The following is a 13,029-nucleotide window of genomic DNA, read 5'->3' as shown; positions in this document are numbered from 1 at the left end:
CATCAAGTTTTCACACTGTTTGGATAGTGGTAGCAAGAGCAGGCTGCTGTTTTGTGCTACGATAATTTACTAAAATTATAAAACGATATAGAAACTATGACCCATATTTTACTGGTAGAAGACGATCCTGCTATTGCGATGTCACTCAAAGTTACTTGCAAACGTGAAGGCTGGAAAATCACTTGGCTAGACAATGCGAGCAGCGTGTTACCAATGCTTCATAGCCTTGAGGCGCAAGATCTATCGGCGATTATTTTAGATGTTGGCTTGCCAGATGGTGATGGTCTCAGCCTCTGCCAACAAATACGACACACCCCTGATATCGATGGCTTAAAAGACATCCCTATCGTATTTTTGACGGCTCGTAGCGACGAGGTTGATAGGATTTTGGGTTTAGAGATGGGCGGTGATGATTATTGTGCCAAACCTTTTAGCCCGCGCGAGTTGGTTGCCCGTCTAAAAGCCATTTGGCGACGTGAGCAATTACTGTCTAAGCAATCTGCTACTCATACCACAGCCACCGATAATACAACTAACCGTGCTTCTTCGAATAGTATGTCAGGGCAAGCATTGACGTTTGAATGTCAATCTGGCGTTTGGCATTACCAACCGCTCAATTACTCCTTGATGTGGCAAGAGCAAAAGCTGGAGCTCAGCAATACCGAGCGCAAAATTTTGCTGACATTATTACAAGCACCCAATCAAGTCTTTAGCCGTGAGCAATTACTCAGCGCTGTGAGCGACTACCCTGATCATCGCTTGGCCAGAACCATAGACAGTCATATTAAGTCCATTCGTAAGCAGCTGGCCACTGTCGACGCGAGCATTGAGGTTATTCATACTCACCGTGGATTGGGTTACGCATTATGTCCCGCTTAGTCATAACTAACTATAGTCAGGTCAATATAAAAAAGAGACAGCGTGACTGGTATAAATTTTTCGTAGCCTCTGTCTGCGTAGGCACAGCAAGCAAGAAAAGTTTGTGCCAGTCACGCATCATTATGTCGTGTACCCATTTTATTTAGTATCGACTATATAGCCATATTTTGATTAAAACCGATCTTCTATAACGTCAAATAGCATACCTAAAAATATGAATCATAAAACCAGTAATAGCGTGAATAGCCGCCCTAATACTCATATTAATAACAAGGCTGACAATAGCACTCATGCCAGCCAAAGCAATTGGTATGCAAAACTGCATCCCATTGGCACCGCGCAGCAAACGACTAAACCAAAACGACTACTGAATTTGAGTATTTTTTTTAGGATTTGGCTTGCCTTGGCGTTGGTGTTGATTATCTGCGGTGTCGTCGCATTTACTCAACTGTTTGGTTATGTCAAACCGACGGCGCAGCAAGTCATCGAAGACACGTTATTAGATACCAGCAAATTGCTGGCGGCAAGTTTACAGATGCCACTGTCTTCAGGGCAGCTATACGATGATGCCTATCAAAGAAGACTTGATGCGGCATTTATTGGCATGCCAGTAATTGGCGAAACTCAAGAGCCTGAGTATAAAAATAAAAATTATAGCAGCTTTCGGATATACGTAACAGATGATAAAGGCATCGTCATATACGACTCTCTACCTGAACCCGACAATGATGAAGGACGAGATTATAGTCGCTGGAACGATGTTTATTTAACCTTAAAAGGTCAATATGGCGCTAGAAGTACGACACGAGATCATAGTCAGCGCGATGGTACGGTCATGTATGTGGCGCAGCCGATAAAAAATAACGCTGGCAACCTGATTGGTATCGTCAGCGTCGGCAAGCCTGTCGCGAGCGTGTTGCCTTATTTGGACAATACGCGCAATCGCATGCTTATCACAGCACTGCTCATGAGTATTGCTGCCCTAATATTAGCAGGACTGGTCGCATGGTGGCTTAAGCAAAGCATCACCTTGGTTACCCAATATACCAGTGCGCTGGCAGAGGATACCAAAAAGCCCTATTTTTACTTAGGTCATGAGCTTAACAGCCTAACAAATACCATTGAATCTATGAAGCATCGGTTGGAAAATCGTGCCTATGTCACCGACTATGTCCATACCCTCACCCATGAGCTCAAAAGCCCATTAACCGCTATCCGTGCCAGCAGTGAGTTGCTAGAAGACGACGGGCTTGATGAGGAAGACCGACAGATGCTCATCCAATCCATTGGTGAACAAAGTATCAAAATGCAGCAATTAATTGACCGTTTGCTATTACTTGCTAAGGTTGAACAACCGAGCTTTAAGCTGAATCGGCAGCTGACACCTCTACTATCGTTACTGCAAACCCTTGCAAAAGACAACACCGCTAAATTGCAACAGCAGCACCTAGCGCCTATCGGCATTTATCTTGATGATAAACGGGTTACTGAAACAGTGACTTTATCGCCAGATATCTTGGCAAATACCAGCGTTTGCGCTGATCAGTTTTGGTTGGTACAGGTGCTGCAAAACGTATTGGATAACGCCATTCATTTTGCCGATAGCACAGTCGCTATTTATCTGCACAGCACCGCGCAAAACAATTCTGCGCAAACTGTGACTATCGATATATTTAATAATGGTAAATTATTACCTGATTACGCCGTTGGTAAAGTATTCGACCGTTATTTCAGTTTATCGCACCAGAGTCAATCTACTGATACTACATCAGAGCCTCTATCAATATTTTCAACAGAGAAAAGTTCAACTCCCGATACTGAGCAAACGCAGCCTAGCATGTCTGGTAATACGCCAAAAAAAGGGACGGGACTTGGCTTAACCTTGGTCAAGCAAGTTATTGAGCATCACGGCGGTCAGGTCGCTATTAGCAATATTCAAGCAAATAATGATGACAGTAGTAGCATTCTCACTGAAAATAATGCTGCTATTAAGCAGTATTCAGGCGTGATGGTCAGTATTACCTTGCCTTTAACTAAAGAATAAATGTTTGGCTAAAATAGACGCGCTCACTTTCTATACTCAAAAATAAAATGATTAATAACGACAATTCATTAAATTTCCATCGTTCCTACACAGATTTTCTATTTGCTTGTTTTACGATAGCGTTATTCAAATTCGTTATCAAAACTAAGGATAGAAATGCTATGAAAAAATCTACTAACCAAAACCAAATGATAAAAAATTGCTTAGGCTACAATCGTCAGTATTGCGCGCAGGCCTTATCGAACCAAGGCATCGATAGTATCGAATTCGGCCATTGGTTGGCAATTCCTAGTCAGCAATTGCTACTAGTATTTCGCTATCAGCAGTGTGTGGCGGTTGATGATTATCAAGTAGCTGCTTAGAACTATTATTAAGGCTACGAAAAACTCATCCCAGTCGCACTGCATCTGTTTCAAAGTAAATCCACTTTATTAGGGTCTGTTGATCGCGCCCTACCTGTTGAATCGCTCATTTTTAATCTTCCACAAAAAAACCCTTGGTTGTTTCTAATAAAATTATCAGAAACAATCAAGGGCTTAAATCTCTAGGATATAATTCGAAAAGCTACCCTAAGTAATCGACTCTACTGGCTGCATCACATCCGCATTTTGACCGCGATGACGCAGATAGTGATCCAATAAAACAATGGCTAGCATGGCTTCTGCAATGGGCGTGGCACGTACCCCAACGCAAGGGTCATGACGACCTTTGGTGAGCATATCAACCGACTCGCCTTGCGTATTGATACTCTTGCCAGCCGTCGTAATACTAGAGGTTGGCTTAAGTGCAATACTGACACGGATATCTTGTCCTGATGAGATACCACCTAAGATGCCACCCGCATGATTGGCAGTAAAGCCATCTGGCGTCAGCTCATCACGAGAGCTATGACCAAACTGCCCTGCGACTGCCATACCATCACCGACCTCAACGCCTTTGACCGCATTGATACTCATCATGGCATGAGCAATATCTGCATCGAGACGATCAAATACTGGCTCACCCAGTCCAACGGGTACACCACTAGCGATAATCTCTAAACGTGCACCACAGCTAGTACCTTCACGGCGTAGGTTATCTATCAAAGTCTCAAAGCGACTGACAGCATCGGCATCCGCACAAAAGAACGGGTTACTATTTACAAAGTCCCAATCGATTTTGCTAGGTTCTAGGATATTGCTGTACTCATTGCCAATTTGGGTGACATGACCACGGACTTGCACACCCAAGCGTTCTTGTAGATATTTCTTAGCGATAGCACCTGCCGCCACGCGCATCGCAGTCTCACGCGCCGAAGAGCGCCCGCCACCACGATAATCACGAAAACCATACTTCATACTATAAGTATAATCGGCGTGACCAGGACGGAAGGTATCTTTAATTTCACTGTAGTCTTTGGATTTTTGATTGGTATTACGAATCAGCAGGCCAATAGACGTGCCAGTTGTCTTACCCTCAAACACACCAGAGATAATCTCAACTTCGTCAGACTCGCGGCGCTGGGTCGAGTACTTAGACGTACCCGGTTTACGGCGATCTAGATCAATCTGCAAATCTTCTGCGGATAATGCTAAACCCGGTGGTACGCCATCGACGATTGCCATGAGACCAGCACCATGCGACTCACCGCACGTGGTAACCGTAAAAACTTGCCCAATACTATTGCCTGCCATATTTATCCTTAAACAAGTAAACGCAACTTATGCTAATTTGACCCATTATTTATAATTATTGACTGCCAGTCTAGACTTATTGATGACTGTCTAACATCTGCACAAAAGGAGCAAACAGCTGACGATGTGCCATTAGCTCATCATAGGTAATCGCAAACACCCCATGACCGCCATGAGCAAACTTCAACCAGTCAAACTGAATCTCAGGATAGGCTTGCTTTAGTGCCCATTCGCTATCGCCCACTTCACAGACAAGTAGACCTTCTGGGCTTAGGTAATCTGGTGCTTCAAAAAGAATGCGATGTACCAGATCCAGTCCATCTTGACCTGCCGCTAATGCGTGCTCAGGCTCATATAAAAATTCAGGCGGTAAATCTGCCATGATAGCAGCATCGACATATGGAGGATTGGTAACGATAAGCTCGTATTGATTTTCAGCAGGAATCTTGGCAAACAGATCCGACTCGATCACATTCACTTGATGACCAAGATCATGGTGATCTACATTGACCATCGCCACTTCAAGCGCACCTTTATCAATATCCACGGCATCGACCAAGGCATCGACGAAACGTGTTGCAATCGCAATCGCAATACAACCAGAACCCGTGCATAAGTCTAAAACACGCTCAGGCTGCGATAGTTGCTTGATATCTAAACCATGATCGTAAAAAGCGGTTGCCTGATCGTTGACATTCATACCCAATGGCTTGGCCAGCTCATTGGTATCAAAGTACGGATGGAACTGCTGACGAATCAGCTCTGCCACAGGTGAACGCGGAATCAAAACCCGCTCATCGACATAAAAAGGCAAATCACAAAAGTACGATAAATTAATCAAATAGCTCAAAGGCTTACGCTCAGCGATACGCTCTTCTAGCAAGCTCAGTACCACTTGCTTCTCTGATGTAGTCAACCGGCAGTCTAGAATCTGCTCATTCGCCGACCAATCTAACGACAAAGAATGCAATACTATCGCCGATGCTTCAGCAAACTCATCAGTCGTTCCTTGAGCCACGACCACATCATAATTACGAAGCTGAGTAACCGAAAAACGTATAAAATCACGAATACTGACCAGCTGCTCGCGTGCTTCTTCGAGCTCTGCAGGCAAATTGGCAAATTGATCATCTTCACCGAGAAGCCCAGTCTCTGAATCAAATACCATACCACCCTCTAGACCATCGTCGTTGAGGTACTGATTTTGAAACTCTTCTGCGCTCATTGTTTGGTCTTCTGACATATCGCACCTTGCTGATTACATGTCCACTGACGACATGCGGGTAAGTTAAATTGCTCTTTATAATGAGCTGACTTATTAAATAAGAATCTAGCCAACCATTATAGACGCAAACGCTAGATAGCGCCAATCACTGTGCTTTTTAGTGTAAAAAAAATAGCATATATAACAAGTGACTTACGTTAAAATCCAGCAAAACTTCATACATACCATGGCTAAATTATTGCCCAACTGTAGTGAATACGTCAGCAGTTGACGTTTAGCACCCTACGGACATAAAAATATGTGTCAAAAGTTTGCGAAGCTTATTAATTATGCGCATAATAGCTTCATTAGTAGCAACCACAAGTAACTCAATATGATGAAAATAAAACCGCTTATTACTGCCATATCTATCGTTGTTGTTAGCGCCAGTGCTACTGCATTTGCTGCCACCGCTGACAGTACTCGCACATTGCCAGTACGCACCGCTGACTCAATGCCTAGTATCGCCAAGAAAGTCAGCCTTAATGTGCAAGAGAGTCGCGCTCCTGTCACTGCCGCAAAACCAGCTGACCGCATGACGCAATTGATTGATTCAAAGCAAAAGACTAAGCCGTCAGCGCCAGCAGCCACTGCTGATAACATAAGCGCAGAAGAGCTGACCCGTAAGGATGAGCAATCTGACAGAACTGACGATATGAGCGAAGGTCAGGCCGTTGCCGCCCCTAGCGATGTCTCGTCTATTGACTCATCTGACCCTTTAGCTTTTGAATTGCCTGACAGCGAAAAACGTCAAGACTTCAGTGATGACCCCACCATCAAAAACATCGAAGACAAAGATGGCAAAAGATATACCACGCTAAACTTGTCCAACTACGCCACACAAGTTAACGATGCTGTTTGGTCACCAAGCATGAAGGTTAACTCAGCGATGACCATTAAGATGCAGGCATTGCTCGATTGGAACCATGCTTCTCCTGGTCCTATCGATGGCGGCTGGGGTATGAACAGCAAAAAAGCCCTGATCAATTTCCAAACCATGAAAGGCTTGCCACCAACCGGAAAAATGGATCAAAAAACTTGGAATGCCTTGGTTAAAAACATCGCTCCTAATAAGCCGGTGCTAGTGACTTATACGCTGACTGAGGATGATATAAAAACCAACTTCGCGGCCACTCCTTCTGGTTCAGAAGCAAAGTCAAAAATGAAAGGCTTGTATTACCAAGATATCAAAGAGATGCTGGGTGAGCGCTTCCACATGGACGTACGTTATTTAGACAAGCTCAATAAAAATAAAACGTATACCGCTGGTGAGACAATCACCGTATTGAATACTCGTGAAAAGCTCAATCAACGTATCAATCGCGTGGTTGCCAATAAAGCAGACAAAACGCTGTACGCTTACAATGATGATAAACTGGTTGCCACTTACCCAACGACTGTTGGTAGTGATGCCACACCATCACCAAAAGGTACATTTAAAATCATCAATAAAGTCAAAATGCCTTGGTATAAAGCAACCGTTGGCGAAGGTGCTCAAAAGAAAATTCATATGTTACCGCCTGGACCGAACAATCCAGTAGGTGTGGTATGGATGGGAATGTCTAAACCTTCTTATGGCTTACATGGCTCACCAGTACCTGAAGGTATCAGTCGCCAAGGGTCAGCAGGTTGTGTACGTTTGACCAACTGGGATGTGTTAGAGGTTTATGCCAATATCGAAAACGGCGCAACTGTTGTCCTTAACTAAATTGGCTTAACGACGAATGTACCACTCGTATTCGTCGATTGAATAAGCAATCAGAAATACTAAACAAAAAAGACCCTCTTGGTAGGGTCTTTTTTTATGGCTAAATTTCACCAAACACTGACACATCGTTCATAAATCAGCAGAAAAAATATCAATGTAAAATATAGTCAAGGAATTTTAGAATTGCCCATCGTGCTGCGCCTTATACTTTGTAACCTTCCTCGTTACCAGTAATGCTGCCGACTTTTTTGGTGAAAAATAAGCCTGCAGGAATAGAGCACAAAATACCCGCTGCTACTGCCATTTGGATATGGGGTATCTCATTGAACCCTGTGACCAAGGCGCCAATCATAAAGACACCAATGGTAACTGTTGAGGCGATTGCATAGATGACAGAAAATAATGGCCAGTTCATAATTTATTCCTCATTTTTGTTGTGGATATAATACCTTTATACACTAAACCCACAAAAAAAGTAAGTATTTAATTAAAACCTTCAAGCCAGTTATATCGGGTGACCTAGCATAAAGACCCCAATATAATTAAGGATTTATCTACAATAGTATTCATTGCAAGAAATAGCAAAATACATTGCTTTTATCAGCTATCAGTTGATTTTATATCTGCTTATTTCCCGCCTGCCTAGTCGTAAAAAACTTATACGCTTTTCTAAATTTATCATTACAATAGTGACTTTCTGTCATTCTCTAAGAAAGTTTTCCGCTATGACCTTATCTCATAAACAGTTACCTGTTGAGTCAGCAACGACAAAAGACGCCTCAGACGAGATTGACCTTCAACAGGTATCAGAATCTGTTGCTCATACAAATGCGACTGATGAAACTGTAAATAGTGAAGCTTTAAATAGTGAAAATTTAACGAATCCTGAAAGCGACATTGAGCAAGACGGTATCGAGCAAAAAACCCTAGGTGCACAGCCGCCTCAAGCTAAAGTAACAATGGAATCGCTTGGACCGGATGTGGTGATTGCGAGCGTTGAAACATCGGAGCCAGAAACCCAAGCGTCTGCCGACATGGAAAAAACAGAAGTTGGCGCGTCAAGTGCTGATGATGTAGAAAAACAACATACTGAAAATGGTCAGGAGCCGCTAGTCGATGAAGCCACAGTTGAAGCAGAGGATGCTAACGATTCTGCGGCGCTGAATACTGCTAGCAAAGCCAGTCATAATGAACCGACATCAGATGCAACTTATTCTAAGACAGACGAAAACATGTCCGTAGAAAATACGAATGTAGAAAAAATCAATGACGCCAACGCTGCGCCAGATACAAATACTATGGTAAAGGCGCAAAATAAAGACGGTGAGGAAGAGGACGAAGTCAAAGAACAAAAAGAAGCCAAACTAGAGTCTTATAAGCAATTTGTCGCTGAGCAGTTTAATAATCAAAAGGTAGACTATCCAGAAGTACGCGTCAGAATTGAAGCAAATGCGCTGCCCAGCAAAATGTATTTCATCATGAACATACTTTCTGCCATCATCGCCAGTTACGGGTTGGTGACCAATTCAGCCGCTGTCGTCATTGGTGCGATGTTGGTCGCCATGATGTTAGGTCCGATCACAGGAGTGGCGCTAGCGATTATCGACTACCGTGCGCCGCTGTTACGTAAGTCGCTTATTACGGTTATTGCTGGTATCTCACTGGTCGTATTGGTCGGTTTCATCGTTGGTTGGCTGCACAAAGATCAACCGTTGACGACAGAGATACTATCGCGTACCCAGCCCACTTCCATGGACTTAATGATTGCCTTAGCGGGTGGTACTGCTGGTGCTTATGCGATGGTGTCACCGCACTTATCAGTCGCCGTCGTGGGTGTGGCAGTCGCCACGGCCTTAGTGCCACCTCTTGCCGCCAGTGGTATTTTATTTGCCAATAGTGAGATTCAGCTTGGCTTTGGTGCCCTACTGTTGGCCATTACCAACATTATTGCGATCCAATTTACCAATGCGCTTGTGTTGTGGGTTTTAGGTTTCCGCCGTTTGGTGAAGGACGATTATAAATCCAATACTTATCTGACTTTTTTGCAACGTAATGCCGTGACTTTGCTGTTATTAGCAGGACTGGGTACTTATCTGACTATCAATCTACAAACTAATGCCAAGCAACAAGTCTTTGAAAGCAGTGTCAAAGAGGCGATCAACAGCTACTTTATTGACAAAGGTAATGTACTGACCAACACCCAGTTCGATACGGCGGAAAAAAATCAAATCGTTCGTGCTGTTATTCGCGGTGAGACCACTCCTAGCTATTACGATGTCCGCCAAATTGAAGCCGCTATTACCCAAGACATGGCGGAAAATTTCCCTGATTATTTACCGATCAAAATACAATTACGCTACTTGCCGGTGCAAGTAATTGAATCGGATCCATTGATACAAGACAAACTCGACAAGACAGATGCGGCGATTTTGACCAATTAGCTTTTATACGCTACCAAAACCATCGACTATCTAGAGACGCAGAATAACGCAGCAGTTGTAACTCTTGTACCAAGAGCTTAGGCGTTTGTGCTAAAATCGCTTGCAAAATTATTTAATCCTTTTTTATATTAAAGCCATCTTTAATCCCATCCGTCAGTAAGGAGCCGCTGTGAGCCAGCCATTTCGCTCAGCCGATATTCGTCAAGCTTTTATCGATTTTTTTATAAGCAAGCAGCATACCCCTGTTTCTTCGTCTAGTTTGATTCCACATAATGATCCGACATTGCTGTTTACCAATGCCGGTATGAATCAGTTTAAAGAAACCTTTTTGGGTATGGAACCACGCGACTATACACGTGCGGTGACGTCGCAAAAGTGCGTACGTGCTGGCGGTAAACACAATGATTTGGATAATGTCGGCTACACCGCCCGTCATCATACTTTCTTTGAAATGCTTGGCAACTTCTCCTTTGGTGATTATTTCAAGCAAGCAGGTATTGAATACATTTGGGAGTTTTTGACGTCAGATAAATGGCTAGCGATTGATAAAGACCGCTTGTATGTCACTATATATGAAACCGATGACGAAGCCTTTGATATTTGGAATAAGAACATCGGTATTCCAAGTGAGCGCATTATCCGTATTGGCGATAATAAAGGCGCGCCTTATGCCTCTGATAACTTTTGGACGATGGGCGACACGGGTCCTTGTGGCCCTTGTACCGAAGTCTTTTATGACCACGGTGCCGATATCGAAGGTGGCTTGCCTGGCACGCCTGAAGAAGATGGCGATCGCTATATTGAGATTTGGAATTGCGTATTTATGCAGTTTAACCGTCAAAAGGACGGTACATTGTTACCGCTACCAGCCCCAAGTGTCGATACGGGCATGGGACTTGAGCGTATTAGTGCCATCATGCAAGGCGTGCATGGCAACTATGAGATAGATTTATTCACTCATTTGATGGATGCTGCTGCTGAGATTTTAGAGATTGATAATGAACAGCAATCATCCTTAAAAGTCATCGCAGATCATATTCGTGCCGTGTCATTCTTAATCGCTGATGGCGTCATGCCAAGTAACGAAGGGCGTGGCTATGTGCTGCGCCGTGTGATTCGCCGCGCCGTACGTCATGGCAATAAGCTGGGCGCTGATAGTGACTTTTTCTACAAAATGGTAGCCCCACTCGTGGCTGAAATGGGCACAGCCTACCCTGAGCTAAAAGACAAACAAAGCGTCATCGAAAACGCCATTCAAAAAGAAGAAGCACAGTTTGCTAAAACCTTGGCACAAGGTCTGCGTTTGCTTGCCAGCGAACTTGAAGGGTTGCAAGATGGCGATACGCTCTCTGGTGAAGCAGCCTTTAAGCTCTATGATACGTATGGTTTCCCGCTTGATTTGACCGCTGATATCACTCGCGAGCGCGGTATTGCTATTGATGAAGCAGAATTTGATGAGCATATGCAAGCACAACGTGAGCGTGCGCGTGATGCTGGCAAATTCGACGTCGATTACAGCAGCGTTATCCAAGTAGAGACGCCAACGACATTCATCGGCTATGAACAGCTTGAAGAAGATGGCGTGACTGTTGACGCGCTTTATCAAGACGGCAATCCAGCAGACAGCTTGACGGAAGGTATGGAAGGCGTTGTGGTACTTGATCGCACACCATTTTATGCTGAAGGTGGTGGTCAAGTTGGTGAGCTTGGTGAAATCCGCACTGCATCAGGGGTCTTTGAAGTACAAGATACCAAAAAATCTGGTCAGGCGATTATCCATTATGGTGTCGTGACCATGGGCGACATTAGCACTAAGCAAACGGCTGAAGCACAAGTACTCTCTAGCATCCGTGCGGCCAGTGCCAAAAACCACTCAGCCACGCATCTATTGCATGCAGCGCTAAGAGAAGTATTGGGCGACGCGGTCACGCAAAAAGGCTCATTGGTTTCAAGCGAAGTCTTACGTTTTGACTTCTCTTATGACAAGCCCGTCAGTATTGCTGAAATTAGCCGTATCGAACGTCTCGTTAATGAACAAATCCAAGCCAACACTCCTGCCCGTATTGAGAATATGTCGATTGATGACGCCATGAAAAACGGTGCAATGGCATTATTTGGCGAAAAGTACGGCAGTGACGTTCGCGTACTGACTATGGGTACAGACACTATCGTTGATGGTCAACGCAAGCCCTTCTCTATCGAGCTATGTGGTGGGTTGCATGTACAGCGTACTGGTGATATCGGTGTGCTTAAAATTACTAGCGAATCAGGTATTGCAGCTGGTATCCGCCGTATTGAAGCCGTCACTGGTATGAATGCGGTCAAAAACATTCAGCAAAGCGAACAACAATTGAGCGAGCTTGCCAGTCAGCTTAAAGTAAAACGCCCTGAAGTTGCTCAGCGTGTCCGTACCATGGCAGATAAGCAGCGCGATCTAGAAAAACAACTAGAGCGTTTGCAGCAAAAAATAGCCAGCGCACAAGCAGCGAACTTACTCGACGACGTACAGACTATCGCAGGTACGCCAGTTCTTATCAGTACCTTAAGCGGTGTTGATGGCAAATCGATTCGTACGCTGATGGACGATATCAAGTCAAAACTGCCTGATAGCGTCATTGTATTAATTGGTGACAAAGATGACCAGTTAGCGCTAGCAGCTAGCGTAGCAAAGTCTGTCACTGCTAAAGTGAAAGCCGGTGATATCATTCGTCATTTGGCGGGTGAGCTTGGCGGCAAAGGCGGCGGTAAGCCTGACTACGCACAGGGCGGCGCACCTAAATCTGGTAACAGTGCAGCGGTTATCAATGCGCTACCTGCTTGGATTGAAGCCCAGCTTAGCTAAGTTGGCAAAAACACGGAGCTTCACGCTGATCTATAACGCATAGAATACGTGATTGGTTATAACCATTATAACCAATCGCCATATATCTAAGTAGTACTGAGACTTAAAGTTACGCTGTAGATATGGTATAAAGGTCGACGTTTGAAGATATTACTCATTCACTGAGGTTGAAGCAAAT

Annotated in this window: 9 protein-coding genes; 6 read left to right on the top strand and 3 right to left on the bottom strand. The window is 44.2% G+C overall.

The window, feature by feature from the left end; genetic code table 11:
• Window positions 1-96: 96 nt before the first annotated feature.
• From ACMFL8_RS04880 to ACMFL8_RS04870, 3 genes are all read left to right on the top strand, one after another.
• A complete protein-coding gene (locus tag ACMFL8_RS04880; RefSeq protein WP_194620128.1) occupies window positions 97-879 on the top strand; it encodes a response regulator in 783 nt (260 codons plus the stop codon).
• Window positions 880-1,093: 214 nt separating this feature from the next.
• Window positions 1,094-2,923, top strand: coding sequence for a two-component system sensor histidine kinase CreC (gene creC, locus ACMFL8_RS04875; protein ID WP_413190254.1), 1,830 nt, complete (start codon window positions 1,094-1,096; stop codon window positions 2,921-2,923).
• Between the two features lie 161 nt (window positions 2,924-3,084).
• Complete coding sequence (locus ACMFL8_RS04870; RefSeq protein ID WP_413190253.1) at window positions 3,085-3,285, top strand: hypothetical protein; 201 nt, start codon at window positions 3,085-3,087, stop codon at window positions 3,283-3,285.
• 207 nt (window positions 3,286-3,492) lie between these two features.
• Here the strand turns inward: ACMFL8_RS04870 and aroC are convergent, their stop codons facing one another.
• Window positions 3,493-4,596, bottom strand: a complete 1,104-nt coding sequence (gene aroC, locus ACMFL8_RS04865) for a chorismate synthase (protein ID WP_413190252.1) — start codon at window positions 4,594-4,596, stop codon at window positions 3,493-3,495.
• Between the two features lie 76 nt (window positions 4,597-4,672).
• Complete coding sequence (prmB, locus tag ACMFL8_RS04860) at window positions 4,673-5,839, bottom strand: 50S ribosomal protein L3 N(5)-glutamine methyltransferase (RefSeq protein ID WP_194620136.1); 1,167 nt, start codon at window positions 5,837-5,839, stop codon at window positions 4,673-4,675.
• Between the two features lie 475 nt (window positions 5,840-6,314).
• Between prmB and ACMFL8_RS04855 the strand changes: the two genes are divergently transcribed.
• Complete coding sequence (locus ACMFL8_RS04855; protein ID WP_413191367.1) at window positions 6,315-7,568, top strand: L,D-transpeptidase family protein; 1,254 nt, start codon at window positions 6,315-6,317, stop codon at window positions 7,566-7,568.
• A 202-nt stretch (window positions 7,569-7,770) separates the two neighbouring features.
• On the opposite strand, the gene ACMFL8_RS04850 is transcribed toward ACMFL8_RS04855, so the two are convergent.
• Window positions 7,771-7,983 carry a hypothetical protein gene (locus ACMFL8_RS04850; protein ID WP_189584363.1) on the bottom strand — a complete coding sequence of 71 codons (213 nt, stop codon included), beginning with the start codon at window positions 7,981-7,983 and terminating at the stop codon, window positions 7,771-7,773.
• A gap of 310 nt (window positions 7,984-8,293) precedes the next feature.
• On the opposite strand from ACMFL8_RS04850, the gene ACMFL8_RS04845 reads away from it, so the two are divergent.
• Together ACMFL8_RS04845 and alaS are read left to right on the top strand one after the other, a co-directional pair.
• A complete protein-coding gene (locus ACMFL8_RS04845) occupies window positions 8,294-10,009 on the top strand; it encodes a TIGR00341 family protein (protein ID WP_413190251.1) in 1,716 nt (571 codons plus the stop codon).
• A gap of 169 nt (window positions 10,010-10,178) precedes the next feature.
• Complete coding sequence (gene alaS / locus ACMFL8_RS04840; protein ID WP_413190250.1) at window positions 10,179-12,851, top strand: alanine--tRNA ligase; 2,673 nt, start codon at window positions 10,179-10,181, stop codon at window positions 12,849-12,851.
• Window positions 12,852-13,029: the final 178 nt, after the last annotated feature.

The organism is Psychrobacter sp. AT9, from assembly GCF_047272965.1.
GTDB lineage: Bacteria > Pseudomonadota > Gammaproteobacteria > Pseudomonadales > Moraxellaceae > Psychrobacter > Psychrobacter glaciei.
The sequence above is the reverse complement of the archived record's forward strand: the minus strand, read 5'-3'. Positions and strand labels throughout refer to the sequence as shown.